This is a genomic window from Acidobacteriota bacterium, assembly GCA_016195325.1.
Taxonomy (GTDB): domain Bacteria; phylum Acidobacteriota; class Polarisedimenticolia; order JACPZX01; family JACPZX01; genus JACPZX01.
Window position 1 is genome coordinate 65,837 of the sequence record JACPZX010000023.1, and the last position, 19,004, is coordinate 84,840.

General features: G+C 70.1%; 22 protein-coding genes. 17 read left to right on the forward strand and 5 right to left on the reverse strand.

Annotated elements, in window-relative coordinates:
* The first annotated feature begins 6 nt into the window (after positions 1–6).
* Together HY049_05410 and HY049_05415 are read left to right on the forward strand one after the other, a co-directional pair.
* Entirely contained in the window at positions 7–2,865 is a 2,859-nt protein-coding gene (locus tag HY049_05410) for a c-type cytochrome (protein ID MBI3448338.1), read from the forward strand.
* A gap of 3 nt (positions 2,866–2,868) precedes the next feature.
* The gene (locus HY049_05415) at positions 2,869–3,660 is read left to right on the forward strand and encodes a carboxypeptidase regulatory-like domain-containing protein (GenBank protein MBI3448339.1); all 792 of its coding nucleotides are present in this window, start codon (positions 2,869–2,871) and stop codon (positions 3,658–3,660) included.
* A gap of 3 nt (positions 3,661–3,663) precedes the next feature.
* Here HY049_05415 and HY049_05420 read toward each other — a convergent pair whose 3' ends face one another.
* Both HY049_05420 and HY049_05425 read right to left on the reverse strand, forming a co-directional pair.
* Positions 3,664–5,364 (reverse strand): glycosyltransferase family 39 protein, encoded by a 1,701-nt coding sequence (locus tag HY049_05420; GenBank protein MBI3448340.1) that lies wholly within the window; start codon positions 5,362–5,364, stop codon positions 3,664–3,666.
* On the reverse strand, positions 5,357–6,397 hold the full coding sequence (locus tag HY049_05425) for a hypothetical protein (GenBank protein MBI3448341.1): 1,041 nt from the start codon (positions 6,395–6,397) through the stop codon (positions 5,357–5,359). The genes HY049_05420 and HY049_05425 overlap by 8 nt, the downstream gene beginning before the upstream one ends.
* Before the next feature lie 87 nt (positions 6,398–6,484).
* Between HY049_05425 and HY049_05430 the strand changes: the two genes are divergently transcribed.
* Positions 6,485–8,494, forward strand: a complete 2,010-nt coding sequence (locus tag HY049_05430) for a patatin-like phospholipase family protein (GenBank protein ID MBI3448342.1) — start codon at positions 6,485–6,487, stop codon at positions 8,492–8,494.
* A gap of 15 nt (positions 8,495–8,509) precedes the next feature.
* On the opposite strand, the gene HY049_05435 is transcribed toward HY049_05430, so the two are convergent.
* On the reverse strand, positions 8,510–8,860 hold the full coding sequence (locus HY049_05435; protein MBI3448343.1) for a hypothetical protein: 351 nt from the start codon (positions 8,858–8,860) through the stop codon (positions 8,510–8,512).
* A gap of 94 nt (positions 8,861–8,954) precedes the next feature.
* The gene (locus HY049_05440) at positions 8,955–9,209 is read right to left on the reverse strand and encodes a hypothetical protein (GenBank protein MBI3448344.1); all 255 of its coding nucleotides are present in this window, start codon (positions 9,207–9,209) and stop codon (positions 8,955–8,957) included.
* Between the two features lie 374 nt (positions 9,210–9,583).
* On the opposite strand from HY049_05440, the gene HY049_05445 reads away from it, so the two are divergent.
* From HY049_05445 to HY049_05490, 10 genes are all read left to right on the forward strand, one after another.
* Entirely contained in the window at positions 9,584–10,066 is a 483-nt protein-coding gene (locus HY049_05445) for an Rrf2 family transcriptional regulator (protein MBI3448345.1), read from the forward strand.
* A 17-nt stretch (positions 10,067–10,083) separates the two neighbouring features.
* Entirely contained in the window at positions 10,084–11,262 is a 1,179-nt protein-coding gene (locus HY049_05450; protein MBI3448346.1) for a cysteine desulfurase, read from the forward strand.
* Positions 11,252–11,716, forward strand: coding sequence for an iron-sulfur cluster assembly scaffold protein (locus HY049_05455; protein ID MBI3448347.1), 465 nt, complete (start codon positions 11,252–11,254; stop codon positions 11,714–11,716). Before HY049_05450 ends, HY049_05455 begins: the two co-directional genes overlap by 11 nt.
* Positions 11,713–12,036: an iron-sulfur cluster insertion protein ErpA gene (gene erpA / locus HY049_05460; protein ID MBI3448348.1), complete on the forward strand. Its 324-nt coding sequence runs from the start codon at positions 11,713–11,715 to the stop codon at positions 12,034–12,036. The genes HY049_05455 and erpA overlap by 4 nt, the downstream gene beginning before the upstream one ends.
* A gap of 32 nt (positions 12,037–12,068) precedes the next feature.
* Positions 12,069–12,506 carry a DUF2203 domain-containing protein gene (locus HY049_05465; GenBank protein MBI3448349.1) on the forward strand — a complete coding sequence of 146 codons (438 nt, stop codon included), beginning with the start codon at positions 12,069–12,071 and terminating at the stop codon, positions 12,504–12,506.
* Positions 12,507–12,759: 253 nt separating this feature from the next.
* Positions 12,760–13,317 (forward strand): SDR family oxidoreductase, encoded by a 558-nt coding sequence (locus HY049_05470; protein MBI3448350.1) that lies wholly within the window; start codon positions 12,760–12,762, stop codon positions 13,315–13,317.
* A 14-nt stretch (positions 13,318–13,331) separates the two neighbouring features.
* Positions 13,332–13,631, forward strand: coding sequence for a hypothetical protein (locus HY049_05475; protein ID MBI3448351.1), 300 nt, complete (start codon positions 13,332–13,334; stop codon positions 13,629–13,631).
* Between the two features lie 15 nt (positions 13,632–13,646).
* Complete coding sequence (locus HY049_05480; GenBank protein ID MBI3448352.1) at positions 13,647–13,931, forward strand: (2Fe-2S)-binding protein; 285 nt, start codon at positions 13,647–13,649, stop codon at positions 13,929–13,931.
* Positions 13,912–14,679, forward strand: a complete 768-nt coding sequence (locus HY049_05485; GenBank protein MBI3448353.1) for an HAD-IA family hydrolase — start codon at positions 13,912–13,914, stop codon at positions 14,677–14,679. Before HY049_05480 ends, HY049_05485 begins: the two co-directional genes overlap by 20 nt.
* Complete coding sequence (locus HY049_05490; GenBank protein MBI3448354.1) at positions 14,676–15,353, forward strand: GTP cyclohydrolase I; 678 nt, start codon at positions 14,676–14,678, stop codon at positions 15,351–15,353. The genes HY049_05485 and HY049_05490 overlap by 4 nt, the downstream gene beginning before the upstream one ends.
* On the opposite strand, the gene HY049_05495 is transcribed toward HY049_05490, so the two are convergent.
* Complete coding sequence (locus tag HY049_05495; GenBank protein ID MBI3448355.1) at positions 15,286–16,080, reverse strand: hypothetical protein; 795 nt, start codon at positions 16,078–16,080, stop codon at positions 15,286–15,288. The two genes, HY049_05490 and HY049_05495, sit on opposite strands and share 68 nt — an antisense overlap.
* Before the next feature lie 192 nt (positions 16,081–16,272).
* Between HY049_05495 and HY049_05500 the strand changes: the two genes are divergently transcribed.
* The 4 genes from HY049_05500 (at position 16,273) to HY049_05515 (ending at position 18,997) form a co-directional block, all read left to right on the forward strand.
* Positions 16,273–16,752 carry an NADH-quinone oxidoreductase subunit B gene (locus HY049_05500; protein ID MBI3448356.1) on the forward strand — a complete coding sequence of 160 codons (480 nt, stop codon included), beginning with the start codon at positions 16,273–16,275 and terminating at the stop codon, positions 16,750–16,752.
* Positions 16,753–16,846: 94 nt separating this feature from the next.
* Positions 16,847–17,269 carry an NADH-quinone oxidoreductase subunit I gene (locus HY049_05505; protein MBI3448357.1) on the forward strand — a complete coding sequence of 141 codons (423 nt, stop codon included), beginning with the start codon at positions 16,847–16,849 and terminating at the stop codon, positions 17,267–17,269.
* 10 nt (positions 17,270–17,279) lie between these two features.
* A complete protein-coding gene (locus HY049_05510) occupies positions 17,280–17,816 on the forward strand; it encodes an NADH-quinone oxidoreductase subunit B (GenBank protein MBI3448358.1) in 537 nt (178 codons plus the stop codon).
* Positions 17,813–18,997, forward strand: a complete 1,185-nt coding sequence (locus HY049_05515) for an SAM-dependent methyltransferase (GenBank protein MBI3448359.1) — start codon at positions 17,813–17,815, stop codon at positions 18,995–18,997. The genes HY049_05510 and HY049_05515 overlap by 4 nt, the downstream gene beginning before the upstream one ends.
* Positions 18,998–19,004 lie beyond the last annotated feature (7 nt).

The window sequence follows — 19,004 nt, forward strand, 5'->3', positions numbered from 1 at the left end:
TCATCCTTGGCCGTCATACACTCTGAGGCTCCTCCGGTTCACCGCCCGTCGCGGCGGAACTTCTGGTTCGCCGTCAGCAGCATCCTGATGCTCGTCGTGACGGTTTGGATGTTCTACGCCGACTACAACCGCGAGTGGAAGAGCTACCAGAGGGAGTTCCGTGCCCTCGACCTGCAGCGCGCGGCGAAGAAGGTCGCCGAGCTCGACGGCCAGTACAAGAACAGCAAGGATCTGGTGAAGCTGGAGTCCGCCCTCGACGCCGCCCGGAAAGACGTCGCCTCGAAGGCGGGCGACATCGACAGGGCGAAGGCCGCCGTCGCCGAGGCCGACCACAAGCACTTCCTCGCGGAGAGCGAGTGGAAGGTCTCGAAGTCGTACTTCGACGCCTTCAAGTTCGAGGTCGAGGAGGCGCGGGAGACGGGGCGCGGCGTCGCGAAGGCCGAGAAGGAGTACACCGAGTCGAAGGAGCGCTACGAGAAGTCGGTCGTGGTCCTCGGTGACGTCGACAAGGAGAAGGACGCCGCCGACCGGAATCTCAGGGCCCTGACCGCGACCTTCGACGACGTCCAGCGCAAGATCACGACGCTCACCGAGACGCGCACGCGCCTCCAGAAAAAGCTCCAGAACTTCGGCCCCAACGCCGCGAACGAGTTCCGCGACCGCCCCGTCGTGGACTTCATGAACCCGTCGATCAGGGTCCAGCAGGTGCAGCTCCCGACCCTGCAGAACGACGTCAACTTCATGAAGATCCCGAAGGTCGATCGATGCACGACCTGCCACCTCGCGGCCACCGAGAAGGGATACGACGACCTCAAGCAGCCCTTCAGGTCGCACTCGCACCTCGAGCTCATCGCCAACACCGCCTCGAAGCACCCGTACGAGAGGTTCGGCTGCACGACCTGCCATTACGGGCTCGACCGCGCCACCTACTTCGAGAGCGCGGTCCACACGCCCGGGAGCGACAAGCAGCGCGAGGAGTGGAGGAAGACCCACCACTGGGAGCAGCCCGAGTTCTCCGACATCCCGATGCTCCCCACGGCGCACACCGAGGGGGCCTGCCTGAAGTGCCACCGGCAGGAGGTGAGGATCGCCGGGGCGCCGCGGCTGAACAAGTCGCTCGACATGCTCGATCGAGCGGGCTGCTTCGGCTGCCACAAGATCGCGGGGACGGAGGGGCTGAGGAAGCCCGGGCCGGATCTGCGCCGGATCGCGTCGAAGGTGACCCCCGAGTGGGCGGCCCAGTGGGTGTCGAACCCGCGCGCCTACCGCCCCACGACCTGGATGCCGAAATTCTTCAACCTCTCGAACACCAGCGCCCCCGACGACCAGGTGCGCAACCGCGTCGAGATCGACGCGATCGTGACGTACCTCTTCAAGCACTCGTCGGCGTACACGCTCGATCCGATCCCCGCGAAGGGGGACGCCTCCCGCGGGCGCGAGACGATGAGCGAGCGCGGATGCCTCGGCTGCCATCGCGTCGGCGAGAACCCGACGGCGCGCGGCGCGTACGGCCGCGACTTCGGCCCGGCCCTCGATCGCGTCGGCGACAAGATGAGCGAGGTGTGGGTCTACAACTGGGTGAAGAACCCGACGCGGTACTTCCCCGAGAGCTACATGCCGGACCTGAGGCTGACCGATCAGGAGGCCGCCGACGTCGCGTCCTATCTCATGACGCTCAAGGGGCCGGCCGGAGCGCCCCTCCCGGCCGTCGATCCGGGGGTCCTCGACTCGGTGACGGTCGAGTACCTCAAGGCGCGCATGACCGAGGCCGACGCGCAGTCGAAGCTCAAGTCGATGTCCACCGAGGACAAGAAGCTCTACCTGGGCGACAAGCTCATCAACCGCTACGGCTGCTTCGGGTGCCACCGCATCGAGGGGTACGACAAGGCTCTCCCGATCGGCACCGAGCTGACGCAGGAGGGGAGCAAGCTCGTCTCGCGCCTCGACTTCGGCTTTGCGAAGATCGAGCGCACGCGGCAGGACTGGTTCTTCCAGAAGCTGAAGGAGCCTCGGATCTTCGACAAGGGGAAGGTCAAGACTCCCCAGGAAAAGCTCAAGATGCCCGACTTCGGCTTCACCGACGAGGAAGGGGAGCAGATGGTGACGCTTCTCCTCGGCCTCGTGAAGGACGAGCCGATCCTCGAGGCGCGCAAGATTCTGAGCGAGCGCGAGGCCGCCATCGAGGACGGAAGGCGCATCGCGCAGCACCGGAACTGTCGCGGCTGCCACATCCTCGAGGGGACGGGCGGCGCGATCCGCGAGACGATCAAGGACGCCGGCTTCTATCCGCCAAACCTGATCGGCGAGGGGGGGAAGGTCCAGAGCGACTGGCTCTTCTCGTTCCTCAAGGGGCCCCAGCCGATAAGGCCGTGGCTGAAGGTGCACATGCCGACCTTCAGCTTCGACGATCGCGAGGCCGCCTCGGTGGCCCGCTACTTCGCCTCGCTCGACGACGCGATCTACCCGTTCGAGACGGCCGCCGGCGCGAGGCCCACGGCCGCGCACCTCGCCGACGGGAAGGCCCTCTTCACGCAGTTCAAGTGCCTCCAGTGCCACGTCGTCGGCGCCCCGGGCGCATCGGTCTCCGCGGCGGAGCTCGCCCCGAACCTCCTCATGGCCCGATCGCGGCTGAGGCGCGACTGGATCCCGAAGTGGCTCACGGATCCGCAGAAACAGTACCCCGGGACGAAGATGCCCAGCTTCTTCTACTCCGACGGCGACCCGCTCATGGAAGACCCCGACACGAAGATCATCGCCATCCGCGACTACCTCTTCACGCTCGGCGAGGAGGGGAGCGGCAGGTCCGGACCCACGGCGAAGTCCGCGAGCAGCTCGAGCCCGACGGCCGCCGCCTCCGGAAGGTAGCGGATGAGCCCGACCGCGCGCGCCCGGCTCGCGCCCCTCCTCGCGACCGTCGCCGCCCTCGCGATCGCCGGGGCCGCAGCCACCGCAAGCCCGGCGGAAGGAGAAGCTCCGGCGTACGCTCCGGCGTACGAAGGAGGGGCGGTGACGGGCGGCGGCACCCTTCTGGGCGTCGTCCGCGGGCCGGCTCCCGCGTTCCCGTACCCCGACGCGATCGTGACGAAGGACGGGACGATCTGCGGCTCGAGGAAGTCGTCCGAGGCGCTGATCCGAGCGGCCGACGGCGCGATCAGGAACGCCGTGGTGTCGATCGAGGGGATCACGAAGGGGAAGCCGATCGATCTGAGCGCGACCGTCTCGCTCGTCAACTCGGGGTGCCGGTTCGTGCCCCACGTCGTCGCGATGAGCGTCGGCCAGAGGATTTCGATCGTCAACGGCGATCCGATCCTCCACAACACGCACGCCTACCTCGACGGCACGCAGACGATCTTCAACATCGCCCTCCCCGTCCAGAACCAGAAGGTGCCGAAGACCATCCGGAAGCCCGGGATCATGTCGGTTCAGTGCGACGCCGGCCACGCCTGGATGACCGGGTGGATTCACGCCTTCGACCACCCCTACTTCGCCGTCACGGACGAGAAGGGATCGTTCAGGATCGACCAGATCCCTCCGGGGAGGTACCGGGTCACCGCCTGGCAGGAAGAGCTCGGGACGCAGACTCAGGAAGTGACGATTGCGGCAGGCGGGGAGTCGACGCTCGCCTTCGACCGCCTCGCGAAGCCGACCCCCTCGCCTTAGCCCCTACCGGGACTCGAGCCCGGCCAACTCACGGCGCACCCGATCGGCGTCCCGGCCGTACGGCTCGATGGCGAGCGCCGACTCGTAGAGGGCTCGCGCCCGCGCACGCCCCTCGGGAGTGCCGCGCCTCTTCGCGAGATCCCCGAGCGCCGCGCGCGCCGGGGCGAACTCGGGGGAGAGGCGCACCGCTTCGGCGAAGACGCTCTGCGCATCGTCCCATCGGCCCGTCGCGACGAGGAGACGCCCGAGGTTGAAACTCGCGACGGCGCTCTTCGGATCGATCGCCACCGCGTTCCGGAGGAGCATCTCGGCCTCGAGCGCGCGACCTCTCCACAGGAGCGTGGCGGCGATCATGACGCGCTCGCGCGCCCCGGAGGCGAGCGGTGCCGGCACGTAAAGGAGCACCCCCGCCGACACCGCCACGACGAGAGGCCACACCGCCGCGGCGGTCCGGCCAGACCTGGCCCTCGCCGCGATCTCGGTGGCGGCGCCGGCGCCGAGCACGACGATCCACCCGGCGGCCGGGAGCCGGAAGCGGTCGGCCACGAAGAAGATCGCGCACGCGCCGTTGTACGCGGCGACGAGGATCGCGAGGACGATGACCCTGCGATCGTGAAACGCGCCGCCAACGACCAGCGCGAGGCCGCAGAGCGCGGCGGGGCCCGCGAGGGCGAAGGGGACCACGGCGGCGGAAAGCGATGGCGAGGCCGGGCGGAAGACCTCGAAGTCGAGGTGGTTCGGCGTCTCTCGTGGCGACCAGAAGAGGGCGACTTTCCGAGCGAGAAGAGCGCCCCACGCCGCCGGATCCGCTTCGATCTCGCGGAGCGTTTCTCCCCACCAGAATTGCGAGACCTCCGATTCGGAGAGCGGCCGCTTCTCCATCGCCTCCGGGTATGCGTGCGCCGCCTCCTTGAGGTCGACGTCGTTCCGGAGCCCCTTCCCGGGAGGAAACTCGAGGTTCCCGCTCGCGCCACGGTGGTTTCCCAGGTACGCGTTCAGCCCCGAGTACGGCGACACCAGGACCATCTCCCCGGAGGCGGCGAGGTTGCGCGCGAGCGAGAGGCCGAGAGGGAGAATCGCCCCGAGGCATAGGAGGGCGGTGGCCCGCCGGCGCTCCTCGAGCGGCGCCAGCCACGCTGCGCCAGCGATCGCGATCGGCAGCACGAGGAAAAAGTGAGGGCGCAGGAGAACCGCGGCGGCGAGAGCTGTTCCGGTGACGAGGCGGCGCGAGGTGCTCGTCGGCGCGCGGACCGCGAGATAGAGGAAGAGACTGGCGAAGAACGCCGCCGCCGTCGCCTCCATCAGATCGGCGGTGAAGAAGACGGCGAGCCCGTACGCCGCCCACGCGAGTCCCGCGACCCAGCCGGCCGCGCGCCCGAAGAGGGCCGCCGCCGTCCGCTTGATGAGGACGGCGCTCGCCGCGTCGAGAAGCGCCTGAAGGAGATAGACGCCGGCGAAGGCCGCGCGTCCGGACATCAGGAAGAAGGGGGCGATCAGGTACGGGTAGAGAGGGCTGCTCGGGTAGGCCAGCCCGGACCCGACGACGTGGCCGGCGGCGATGTCGGCGGCCGTGCGGGCGTAGAAGAGCGAGTCGCTCGTCGGCATGTCGAAGAAGGGGAGGGCCGACATCTCGCGCGCCCAGGCGAGGCGGAGCGCGAGCGCCCCCAGGAGGAGGCAGAGATCGCCGCGCCTGCGGTCAGGCATTCGGCGCGGCGGTGGTCTCGCCCGGCGGCATCGTCGACGGCAGCATGAGGGGCTTCGGGGCGGCGGTCGCGCTCAGGAGCGCGAGCCCGCAGACGGCGAGGAGATGCTCGTAGGCGACGCGGTGCGGATGCCCCGAGAGGAGAATGAAGGCGAGGCCGTAAGCGGTGAGGCGCGTGTCGGGGCGCGCGAAGCACCGGCACGCCGTCAGGACCGTCAGGAAGAGGGCCGTCGCCGCCGCCGCCGTCCTCAGCACCACCGGCAGCGAGAGGGCCGGCCCCACGCCGAGGGCCGCACCGACGCGGCTGAGGGAGGCGGGGTGAACGACCGCGCCGAGGATGAGCGTGAAGGCCGACGCCGCCGAGAAGCCGAATCCCGCCGCCCGCTCGAGAGGTCTCTCGACGCTTTCCATGGCGGGCGCGAAGGCCGGGAAGGCGGCCAGACCCGCGAGGATGAGCAGCCACCGCGCCGCGGCCGCCATCGCGAGGGGAGGGAAGGGGGCGCGGAACGGCGCCATCTGGTTCGCGAGCTCGGCCGCCCCCGAGAGCGCTGCGGTGATCACATGCGCGCCGAGGAGTACCGCGAAGAGCCGCCCCGCCAGGTCGGCCCGGGTCTCGTACAGGCTCGCGAGCATCAGGAGCGAGAGGAAAGCCGTGAGCAGCGCGAAGCCGAGGGCGAAGACCGGGCCGCGGGGGCCGAAGGCCGCCGAGACACCGAGCGCCGCGGCCGCCAGGAGCCCGATCGAGACGAGCGGGTTCATCCCGTGGGGCCACGCCGGCGCGCGGAGCGCGGCGTACGCGATGGCGATGAGCGCCGGCACGAGGAGCGCGAAGCCGATCATGAACATCAGGAGGCCGGCCCTCGAGGTCGAGCCCTGCACGTCGCCCGACCAGGCGCTCGAGAGGCCGGGCGGAAGTGTGAGGAGCCGGTAGAAGATCGCCTCGAGGACCGTGGTGAAGAGGAGGGTGCGAAGCAGGGCCCGAACGAGCGGAATCTCGAGGAACGCGGCGCTCGACATCGCCGGATTATAGATCACGCCCCTGGAGGCGCCTCGTTTGACATGCCGGAGAGCCGGTCGATACGATGAGGCTTTCCCCATCGCGAGGGCCGCCACTCCGCGATCATGAGCACCGACTCCGGCATCCGGATTCCCCTTTCCACCGTCCTCCACTCCGTGGAGATCTTCCACACCCTCGGTGAGGAGGAGCGCCAGGCAATCGCCTCGAGGCTCGAGCGCCGCCGGTTCCGCGTCGGCGAGCCGGTCTTCCGCGAGGGGGAGCCGAGCGACGGGCTCTACGTCGTCCACTCGGGCGAGGTGGCGATCGTCGCGGAGGGGTCGGGGAAGAGGCGGGTCCTGGCCCGGCTCGGCGCCGGCGAATGCTTCGGGGAGATGTCGCTCCTCACCGGCGAGCCGCGATCGACGTCGGTCTACGCGACCCTCGACGCCGATCTCCTCTTCCTCGGCGAATCGGCGTTCGACGATCTCATCCGGCGCTACCCGGTCGTCGCGATGGCGATCGGGCGGACCCTCTCATTGCGGCTGCGCCGCGCCAACCTCCCGCCGCGCGAGGAGTCGCAGTCGCGGATCATCCTCTGCGTCTCGACCGCCGCGTCGGTCGACGCCGAGAGCTTCGCGTCCGGGATGGCCGCGGCCCTCGCCGCCTGCCGGAAGCGGAGCGTCCTCATGATCCGTCTGGGCCCCGGGGCGGCGGTGCAGGGGGCGACGCAGCCGGCGCGGGATCTGCGGCGTGCCCTCCGGGCGGGCGAGACCCCCGATCTCCTCCCGTTCACGGCGCCGCTTGCGGACGGGGTGAGGATTCTCGCCATCTCCCCGGACCCGGCGGATCGCGATCCGCGGGTCCTCGGGCCCCTCCTCGGCGTGGCCCTGGCGCAGTTCGGCGGCGCCGTCGCGGCGGCGGAGAGCGCGGGGGAGCGGGGAGAGGCGGCGGCGATCATCGCCCCGTTCACCGACGAGGCTCTGAGGCAGTGCGACACCGTCCTGGCCCTCGTCGACGGATCGCAGCCGAGCGTGGAGCGGGCCCGCACGATCCTGTCGAAACTCGCGGCCCCGCATCCGGACGGCGCGTCGCCGGCCCGCGTGGTGCTGGCCCGGGGCGCCACGATCGCCGCCGGCGCCGTCTCGGCGATCGAGGACCGGCTTCGCGCGCGCGTCGCGCACCAGGTGCGCCTCGCCGCGGAGTCCCGCGGGCTCGAGCCGGCCGGCCTCATGGCCGTGGCGCGGCGACTCTCCCGCCGCGGCCTCGGCGTCGCGCTCGGCGGCGGCGGGGCGCGGGGCCTCGCCCACATCGGCGTCCTCGACGTCTTCCAGGCCGAAGGGATTCCGATCGACGTCATCGGCGGGACGAGCATCGGCTCCATCATCGCCGCGCTGCACGCCGTCTCGAACCCCGCCGCCGACGTCGCGGCGATCTTCCGGCGCGAGTGGGTGGATCGAAATCCGTTGAACGACTTCACGCTGCCGAAATCGGCCTTCATCCGGGGGCGGCGGGGCGAGCGCGTCCTGAGGCGCGTCCTCGGCGAGGTGCACATCGAGGACCTGGAGCGCCCCTATTTCGCCGTCGCCGCCGACCTCGTGACCGCCGAGGAGGTCGTGCTCGACCGCGGCCCGCTCTGGCTCGCCGTGCGCGCCAGCGGCTCGATCCCGGTCCTCCTCAACCCGGTGAAGATCGACCGGCGGTTTCTCGTGGACGGCGGGGTGATCAACAACGTCCCCGGCGACCACCTCGGCCGGCACGGCGCCGACATCTCGATCGCGATCGACGTGTCGCCTCGCAGGGAGCCGTACTTCGAGAAGCTCCTCGACCGTCCTCTCAAGGCGGGATGGTTCGGCCGGCTCGCGAGGCGAAGCGGTCTCCTGGCCGAGCTGCTCGACTACCCGAGCCTGCTCCGGACGCTGCGGCGCGTCATCGCCATCGAGGGGTACGAGATCATGAAGACGAAGTCGGCGGCCTTCGATCTCTGCATCCAGCCCGCGGTGGAGGGGTTCGATCTCCTCGATTTCAGCCGGATCGATCGCCTGATGGACGCCGGGCGCGAGGCCGCGACGAAGGCGCTGCCGAAGATCCGGCAGCGCCTTGACGGGGCTCCGGAGGCGGTCCGGAAACTGGTCTGAGGCGCGGGAAAACGCCTACTGCGAGTGGCGCGTGCGGGCGTTCGTCACCGATTTCGCGAGGCTCTTGTAGAGCGCTCCGACCCGCGGGTCCCGGGGTGCCGACGAGATCTTCCGATCGAGATCGCGCTTCATCTTCGTGAGAATCTCGGCCACCTTGAGCTTCTGGTGCCGCTTGCCGTCCGAGGTCCACAGCGTGACCGTTCCCGACGCCAGCAGCTCGCGCCCCTCTCGCCCCGCGGGATCGATCTCGCGGAGGACGCGCCGGCCGATCGATTCAGTGATGGGGAGGATCCTGCCGTCGGCGCAGATGAGCGCGGTGTAGCTCTTGTGGATGCGCGCGGGAGCGTCGTCGTGATGTCTCTTCATGGCGCCACCTCGTGGGGGTCCTGCCCTCACGATAGTCCGCCGGGGGAATCGTATCAAACGGGCGGCGTCCCCGATGTCGGGACAATCGGCTTCGTCACGGGGCCGGCGCGGAGGGCGGAGGGAGCTTGCCTTCCGCCCAGTTGACCGCCCGCGCCTCGTACGTCTGCGCCGTCAGCAGCTCGTAGGGGCCGTGAGCGGGATGCGGGGGCACGCCTCGAAAACAGGCCTTGCAGACGTAGCAGACCGAGACGCGCGGCAGGAACTGGTAGAGGATGAAATCGAGGAGAGCCATCACGGCCAGGCTGATGCCGTACGTCCACGGCGTCAAGACGGCGCCGAGCGCCACCATCGCGCACCCCAGCTTCTGATTGAAGTCCTTCCGCCAATAAAGATGCCGGCTGCCGCAGACAGGGCACACCTCGGGGGCCGAGCGGCTGACGGGAGGTCCTCCAAGGAAGGTGACGACCCTCCCGCATCTCGGGCAGGGGGCCGGCCCGACGGGGATCGCCGCCTCGAGAGGCCAGGGGGTTCCGCACTCCGGACAGGGGATGGAGGTGCGAGGGGCAGCTTCCGGGGGCAGCGGTCGCTCCTTGACAGCCCTGAGGGTGTGCCGTACGCTAAATACGACTTAATCGGTCCTGTATCGTTCGAAGCCCGGAGATTCGTGACCCGATGGGCGGGGGCGGGCGTGCCGCCGGTCCGCACCTTGCGGGGACGCGTTCGATGCTGCGACTCACACGAGAAGCCGAGTACGGGCTCCTGGCGATGGCCTACATCGCGACGCGCCCCGACGGCGAGCTGGCTTACCGGCGGGAGATCGCCGAGCACCATAACATACCGCGGGAATTCCTCGCGAAGGTGCTCCAGAAGCTCTCGAAGCAGGGGCTCATCAAGTCGTACCGGGGGATCCGCGGGGGATACCTTCTGGCGCGGATCGCGTCGGAGATCTCGATCGCGGACGTCGTGAGCGCGGTGGACGGGCCGATGGCCCTCGTCGAGTGCGCGAGGCCCGACGGCTCGTGTCCCCAGCAGGATCTCTGCGGATTCCAGAGCGTCCTGTGGGATCTCCAGGACGACATCGTCGGCATGTTGAGGAAGATCACCGTGAAGGACCTGTCCACGAAGCTGACCGCGAGCCGGGAGGGGCTCATCCCGATGTCGTCCGTCATCGCGGGGCCGAGGACGAAGCCGGGCGGCGCCACGTGACGACGCTCCCGAGCTACATGGATCATCACGCGACGACCCCGGTGCTCCCGGAGGTCCTCGACGCGATGCTCCCGTTCCTCAAGGAGGACTTCGGGAACGCGTCGAGCACGACGCACCTCTACGGCAAGCGGGCGTCCGACGCGGTCGAGGCGGCGCGCCGCCACGTCGCGGATCTGTTCTCTGCGTCCCCTTCGGAGATCGTGTTCACCAGCGGCGCGACCGAATCGGACAACCTCGCGATCCGCGGCGCCGCGCGCGCGGCGCGCGCGAAGGGCGACCACATCGTCACCTGCGCCATCGAGCACGAGGCGGTTCTCGAGACCTGCCACGAGCTCGAGAGCGAGGGGTTCCGCGTCACCCGCCTGCCGGTCGACCGGCATGGATGGGTCGACCCGGAGTCGGTGCTCCGGGCGCTGACGCCTCGGACGATCCTCGTCAGCATTCACGCCGCGAACAACGAGATCGGGACCATCGAGCCGATCGCCGACATCGGGCGGATTGCGCGCGAGCGCGGCCTGCTCTTCCACACCGACGCCGCGCAGGCGGCGGGGCGGATCCCCCTCGACGTGGAGGCGATGAGCGTGGATCTCCTCGCCATGTCCGCGCACAAGATGTACGGTCCCAAGGGTGTGGGCGCCCTGTACGTGAGGAAGCGGACTCCCCTCGAGGCGCAGGTGCACGGCGGCGGGCAGGAGAAGAAACGGCGCTCCGGGACGCTGAACGTCCCGGGGATCGTCGGGCTCGGGAAGGCCGCGGAGGTGGCGATGCGCGACATGACCGGGGAGAGCGCGCGCCTCGCGGCCCTGCGCGACGATCTCTGGCGCCGGATCTCGAGCTCGATCGAGGGCGTCACGATGAACGGCCACCCGGTGCACCGGCTCCCCAACAATCTCAACGTCACCGTGAAGCACGCCGAGGGTGAGGCGATGCTGATGGCGCTTCGCGACGCGGCCGCCCTCAGCACGGGATCGGCGTGCGCTTCGGGGGCGATGCGCGGGTCGTACGTGCTCCGCGCGCTCGGCGTGGCGGAGGACGACGCGCACAGCGCGCTCCGGTTCGGGCTCGGGCGATCGAACACCGCCGAACAGATCGAGACGATCGCCGGGCGGTTGCAGAGGGCGGTCGCCCGGCTGCGCGCCCTGTCTCCCTTCCACGAGGGGGCGGAGGCGCGGGGGGGCGCGACGCGTGTCGTCTAGCTACGCCGACTACGGGGAGATCGTGCTCGATCACTACGAGAACCCGCGAAACGTGGGGGAGTTCGAGCAGCCGGACGCCGTGGCGCTCGTCGGGAACCCCGCGTGCGGCGACCAGATGAAGATGTCCCTGAGGATCCGCGACGGAGTGGTCGAGGAGGCGAGGTTCAAGGCGTTCGGATGCGGGGCCGCGATCGCGGCGTCGTCGATGACGACCACGCTGATCCGCGGGATGAAGCTCGAAGATCTCGAAAAGATCACGAACAGAACGGTGGCGGAGGCCCTGGGCGGGCTGCCGCCGGCGAAACTACATTGTTCGGTGCTCGCCGAGGAGGCAATCCGGGAGGCACTGGCGGATTACCGCCGGCGTGCCCCCGGGCGCTTGGCGGCGCCGGACCGTTCGAGGGTCCCGATGGGCCCCGGGTCGACAGACCAGACAGGAGCGGAGCGAAAATGATCCAGGTCACCGAAGTTGCCGCGGAAAAGATCCGTGAGGCGATGCTCGCGGAGGGGAAGGAGAATCTCGCCCTGAGGATTTACGTCGAGGGAGGCGGGTGCTCGGGGCTGCAGTACGGCCTCGTCTTCGAGGACGCCGAGAAGGACGGGGACGCGACGTTCGACATCAACGGCATCCGGGTCCTCGTGGATCGGTTCAGCTCCCCGTACCTCGAGAACATCCAGATCGACTACGCCACGACGCTTCAGGGCGCGGGGTTCAAGATCAACAACCCTCAGGCGACGGGCAGCTGCGGCTGCGGGCACTCGTTCTCGGCGTGAGCCGCCGGATGGTCGGGGCCAGGGGAGAGACGGTGGAGGCCAGGCGATTCACGGTCGTGCAGGCCAACGAGGCCCTGCCGGCCCTGCGCGACATCGTGGGGACGATCCAGGATCGCCTGACGTGGCTCGGGGCGCACAAGCCCGAGTTTCGTTACGCCGTCAGGGAGATGAAGATCCTCCTCGACGCGCCCGTCTCGCCGGACTATTTCGAGAGGCTTCTCGAGATCAAGGCGGCGCTCGGCGAGGTCGACTCGATGGGATGCCAGATCAAGGACGTCCGCGCGGGGCTGGTCGATTTCCCGGCGCGCCTCTACGGGAAGGAGGTCCTTCTCTGCTGGAAGGTCGGCGAGGATTCGGTCGCGTACTACCACGATCTCGAGTCGGGGTACTCCGGCCGCCGGCCGATCCCCGACGAGGCGCGCGGCCCCGAGGGCGCCACCGAGGGGCCGTCGGAGAAGAATCATAGCTAGCCCGGCGGAGATCCCGGGGCGCCGCGAGGCCGAGGCCGAGATCGAGGCCACCGCGCCGCCCGGCTCCGCCCGCCTCCGGGGGAAGATAGCGCTGGTCACGGGCGGTGGCTCCGGCATCGGCCGGGCCGTCGCAGAACTCTTCGCGCGCGAAGGGGCGAGGATCGTCGTCGCCGGGCGCCGCGCCGAGCCGCTCCAGGAGGTCGTTGGCCAGATTCGGCGCGACGGCGGCGTCGCCACGTTCACGCGCGGCGATGTGACCAGGGGCGACCGCGTCGAGCTCCTCGTGCAGGGAGCGATCTACAATTTCGGCGGGCTCGACATCCTGGTGAACGCGGCCGGGGCCCGGGAGCCCGGGACCATCCTCGAGACCGACGAGAAGCGATGGGATCGGATGATCCAGGCCAACCTCAAGGGCCCGTACATGGTCTCGCGGCTGGCCGTGATCCCGATGAGGGCCCGCGGAGGCGGCAGCATCGTCAACGTCGCCTCGTCGGCGGCGATCCACGGGGCGCGGGGCGCCTCCGCGTACGCGGCCGCGAAGGGGGGGCTCGTCGCCTTGACGAAGAGCATGGCGCTCGACTTCGCGCAGGATCGGATCCGCGTCAACGCCGTCTGCCCGGGGCTCGTCGCGTCGCCGTCGTCTCCGGTGGCGCCGCAGGCGGGGGACGGCGGCGCGCTCCCCGAGGCGCCGCTGGGGCGCGCGGGGACTCCCGAGGACGTCGCGCGGCTCGCGCTCTACCTGGCCTCGGACGAATCGGCCTGGGTGACCGGGGCCGTCATCTCCGTGGACGGCGGCCAATCGTCTCGTTGAGCGCGGGGAAGCCGATGGACATCGATCTCGATCTGTTCGACCCCTTCGATCGGCTGATCAAGATATCCGTCCGCGGGAAGGAGACGGAGATCCCCGAGAACAACAGCCTGCTCCGGGGCTTCCAGTACCTGCTGGGCGACGCCATCGCGTCGGGGCGCTTCTGCTGGAACAACGAGTGCGGCAACTGCGAGATCACCTGCCGCGTCCCGGGCGCGGCGGCGGCGAAAAAGCTCCGCGGCTGCCAGGTGGTCGCCGAGGAGGGGATGGAGATCGTCGAGCTCTCTCCCGATCTCGACCTCCTTCTCGGCCGGTAGACGGAGACGACGCCGATGCCGAGAGTCAGCTTTCCTTCGCGGGGGCTGTCGGGAGTGTGCGCGGACGGGGAGTCGATCCTCGAGGCCGTGCGCGCGCTCGGCTACGTCATGGATCACGCCTGCGGCGGGAACGCCCTGTGCGGGACCTGCTGCGTGCGCGTCGTGAGAGGCGCCCCATCGCTCACCCCCGTCGGCCCCGACGAGGCGGACCGGCTTCTCGATCTGGGCCTCGCCGGAACTCACCGCCTGGCCTGCCAGGCGAGAATCCAGGGGGACATCGTTGTCGCTCCCGCGATCTGACGGCCTGCGCGCCGTCTCCTTCGACCTGGGCGGAACGCTCATCAGCGCGTGGCCGGGAGTGGGGGCGATCTACGCCGACGTCTGCCGAGCTCACGACGTGACCGTCTCCGCCGAGGAGTGCCACCGGGGCTTCGAGGCGGCCTGGGCCCGCCGCGCCGCGCTGGCCGTGCCGGGGCGCGACCGTTTCTCCTCGTTCCCGGGCGGCGAGGACGGATGGTGGGGGGGCGTCGTCGCCGAGGTTCTCGCCTCGTGCGGCGTCGATCCGGGCCTCGCTCCGGGCGTCGAGGCGTTCCGCGAGGCCTTCGCCTCGCCCGGCGCCTGGAGGATCTACGACGACGTCCTCGACGCCCTCGACGCTCTCCGGGCCGCGGGGTACCGCCTCGCGATCCTCTCGAACTGGGACAGCCGGATGACGGGGCTCCTGGAGCGCCTCTCGCTGACGCCGCGATTCGACGCGCTGCTGTGCTCGGCGGTCGAGGGGATGGAGAAGCCGCATCCGGAGTTCTTCGCGAGGCTCTCTCGAGAGCTCGGCGTCCCGCCGCCCGAGATTCTCCACATCGGTGACCTCGTGCGGGAGGACTACCTCGGCGCGAGGGCCGCGGGGATGCGCGCGCTCTGGCTCGATCGCCGCGGGGAAGGGGCGCCGAGTGGCGCGGGGGTCGAGCCCGACGACGTCGTCACGTCGATCGGCGAGGTCGCGCGGCGCCTGACGTCGCCGGCGCGCGCGGCGCTCGGGGAGGCCTCGTGACGCCGCGCCGCGCGGCGAAGGTGGTGGGGGCGGACCTCGCCGGGATGGCGCGCGGCATCCGCGAGTTCCTCCGCGCGGCGATCGGCCGCGCCCTCGAAGGGGAGCTCACCCGGACCCCGGGGCGGGTCGCCCGCGCGTGGAACGACGATCTCCTCGCAGGCTATCGCGAGGACCCGGCCGCCATCCTGACCCCCCTTCGATCCGAGAGGAGCCGCGATCTCGTGGCGCTCCGGGGGATCGAGTTCGTCTCGACCTGCTCGCACCACCTGCTTCCCTTCCACGGCACCGTTCACCTCGCGTACCTGCCCGACGGCCGCATCACGGGGATTTCGAGGCTGCCGAAGCTCGTGCGGTGCCTCTCGCGCCGGCTCCAGATACAGGAAGATCTCACCCGCCGGCTCGCCGACGAGCTGGCGCGAGGGCTCCGCCCGCGGGGAGCGGCGTGCGTGATAGAGGCCTCCCACCTGTGCATGTCGGCGCGCGGCGGGCGCGGGTCGTCGGGGACGGTGGTGACGACCGCCTTCACGGGTGTCTACGAGAGCGACGCGCGGGAGCGCTCGCAGATCGTGTCGCTGCTGCTCGGGCGCGCGAGGGACGGGCGCGGCGTCAGAGCGGGCGGCCGGTCCCGAAGAGAAGGTACCGCGAGGCGAGCTCGCCGACGATCACGGCGATGAACCCGATGTAGAGGATTCCCGTCGCCGATTGCGTGGAGTTGATGCGCGCGGTCCGCCACGCCATCGTCGTCAGGAGCGCGGCGCCCAGGATCCCGAAGAGCAGCCGCTGGAGCAGGACGACGATCGAGAGCATCTCGCCGCCCCCCTCGAGGCCCCCCTGGAGCCATGGCGCGATCAACCCCGGGCCGTCATGGGCGAGCCCCCACGCCGCGACGAGCGTCCGGAGCCCCACCGCCGCCATCGAGACGAGGCAGAGCCTCACCAGATGATCGATCGCGAGCCCGGCGATGTTCAGGTAGTAGTGGCCGAGGATCATCGCGATGAGGACGCTCCCGAGGAGCCAGGCCGAGCTCACGGCGTCGAGGACGTAGCGCGCGGCGGTCATCCCCCCGGGAGATGCCGCCCCCTTCGCCAGCGCGGAGGCGTCGAGGACCATGGCGGCGACGGCGCACGACGCAGCGAGCCGGGCGGGTAGACGGGAGCCCTCGACCCTTCCCATGTGCGCGAGGGCCGCCGAGAGGAGCGCGGCGACGATGGCGAGCCCCCACACGGGAGCCGTCGGCGTGCGCCCCGCCGACTGGAACGACGCCCCGACACCGAGCATGAGGACGAACGCGCCGAGGCCGGCCACGAAACGGTTGAACGCCATTCCCGTGGCCCGGGCGGGGACCGGGAGGAGACCCAGGAGGCATCCCGCCCCGAGCTGCAGCAGGAACGTCGCGATCATCGATGTCTCCCGGCCCGCGCCCGCGTTGACGGAGCCGGCACCCGCCACTAGAATCCCGAGCGGGCCGTCGCACTCCGAACGTCGCCGCGTCGACCGCCGGTTCCTCCGAATCGGGTGCCGACTATAGCATGGTGGGCGCGGGGGCCCTGCCGCGGCGGTGACGCCTCAGGGCCGGCCGCGCTGGAGATGGAAATGAGCTTCATCGAGAATCGGTTCACTCCCAACATTCTCACCACGACGATCGACACCATCTTCAACTGGGCGCGGAAGTCCGCGCTGTGGCCGATGTCGTTCGGGCTCGCGTGCTGCGCCATCGAGATGATGGCGGCGGTCGCCTCGCGCTACGACATCGACAGGTTCGGCGCGGGCGTCTACCGCGCGACGCCTCGCCAGTCCGATCTCATGATCGTCGCCGGGACCGTGACCGAGAAGATGGCGCCCGTCGTGAAGCGGCTCTACGACCAGATGCCCGACCCGAAGTGGGTCATCTCGATGGGCGCGTGCGCCACGTGCGGCGGCCCCTTCCCCACCTACAGCACGATGCAGGGGGTCGATCGCGCCGTCCCCGTGGACGTGTACATCCCGGGCTGCCCCCCGCGCCCCGAGGCGCTCCTCCACGGCATCCTGCGGCTCCAGGACAAGATCGACAAGATGACGATCGCGCGCGCGTAGCGCGGGAAGAGAGCGAGAGGCCTCACCCTTGATTGTCGTCAACCGAGAGCAGCCGTTCTGGCATCGCTTCTATCTCACGAGCATCCTCGGCGGGATGTGGATCACGATGCGCCACTTGCTGCGCCGGCGGTTCACGATGAGGTACCCCGAGACGCGGTTCAAGCCTCCCGCGGGGTACCGCGGCATCCCCGCGCTCGTGAAGGATCAGAACGGGCGCGAGAAGTGCGTCGCGTGCTACCTCTGCCAGTTCGTCTGCCCGCCCCGGGCCATCACGATCCGCGCGGGCGAGATGCCCGGGAACTCCATCGAGAAGTACCCGGAGGCGTTCGAGATCAACATGCTCCGCTGCATCTACTGCGGCTACTGCGAGGAGGTCTGCCCGGAGCAGGCGATCTTCCTCGTGAACGACTACGAGTTCGCCGGCGGGGACCGCAAGGAGCTGATCTTCGGCAAGGAAAAGCTGTACCAGCTCGGAGGCGTGAGGCCCGATCCGATCCTCAAGTGGGCCAACAAGTGAGGGGCGCCGCATGCTGACGGGAATCCGGGGAGCGAAGACCTCGACCGGCACGGCCGCCGAGGCCGAGTCGCTCCTCGAGCAGGCTCTCCTCACCACGCGCCTCGACGCGGTCGTCGCCTGGGCGCGGAAGAACTCCCTCTGGCCGATGCCCCTCGGGACGGCCTGCTGCGCGATCGAGATGATGGCGGTGGCGGGCCCGCGGTACGACATCGCGCGCTTCGGATCGGAGAGGCTTTCGTTCTCCCCGAGGCAGGCCGACATGATGATCGTCGCCGGCACCGTGACGAAGAAGATGGCCCCGGCCCTCCGGATGATCTACGACCAGATGCCCGATCCCAAGTGGGTCATCGCGATGGGGGCGTGCGCCTCCTCGGGGGGGATGTTCCACACGTACTCGACGGTGCAGGGGGTCGATCAGATCGTCCCCGTCGACGTCTACGTCTCGGGGTGCCCGCCGAGGCCGGAGGCGCTCCTCTACGGGCTGATGCTCGTCCAGGAGAAGATCCGGACGGGCAAAGTCAAGAGCCCGCAGACGGTCGAGGGATGACGGAGGAGAGCCTCCTCTCCCATCTCGCACGGCGCATTCGACGGAACGGCCCTCTCACCTTCGCCGGGTTCATGGCGGAGGCCCTCTACCATCCCCGGCACGGCCGCTACAGCCTCCCCTCGCCCCCGATGGGGCCCGAGGGGGACTACATCACGAGCCCGGAGGTCGATCCCGCCTTCGGCCGGCTCCTCGCGCGCGCCTTCGCCGAGATGGCCTCGCGGCTCCCGGGAGGCCCCTTCTCGATCGTGGAGCCCGGCCCCGGCAAGGGGACGCTCTGCCGCGACGTTCTCCTCGCCCTCGAGGACGAGGCCCCGGAGCTCGCCGCGCGCACGGCGTACCACCTCGTCGAGGAGAGCGCCGCGCTGAGGCGGCAGCAGGAAGCTCTCCTCGGCGCCGCGGGGCTGTCGGAACGCGTCCGCTGGTCGACGTGGAGCGCGCTCCGCCGCCGGAGCCCGATCCATGGCTGCCTGGTGGCGAACGAGTTCCTCGATGCGCTCCCCGTGCATCTCGTCGAGATGACGGAGGGGCGGCTCCGGGAGATCCACGTCGGCCTGGACGGCGGCGGAGGTCTGATCGAGATCGCGCGCGAGCCGTCGACCCCCGAGCTCGGGGCGACCTTCGAGGATCTCGGCGTGACCCTCGCGGAGGGACAGCGCGCCGAGGTGAACCTCCTGGCCCGCCGCTTCGTCTCGGAGGCCGCGGGGCTTCTCCGGCGCGGCTACGCGGTGGTCATCGACTACGGGCACGAAGCGGCGGATCTCTACTCGGACCGGCACTTTGCCGGAACCCTCGTCGGGTACCGCCGCCATCAGCTCGTCGTCGACCCGCTCGCCGAGCCCGGGGGGCACGACCTGACGTCGCACGTCGACTTCACGTCGATCTCCCGCGCCGCTCTCGCGGCAGGCTGGGAGTCCTTCGCGATGACGACGCAGAGGAAGATGCTCATCGCCCTGGGGCTCGCCGAGATGATCGCCGCTCTGGCGATCGACGCGTCGCCGGACGGCGCGGGCGAGCGAGTGAGGCGGCGGTTCGCGCTCCACTCGCTGATGAGCCCGACGGGGATGGGGGAGACGTTCAAGGTCATGATCCTCGCGCGGGGCGCCGAGCTCGACGGGCTCGCGTGCCTTCGGGACCGCATCCTCGATCGCGACGCGGCGATCCGGAGGGGGGGTGCGGGTTGAAGCCGCG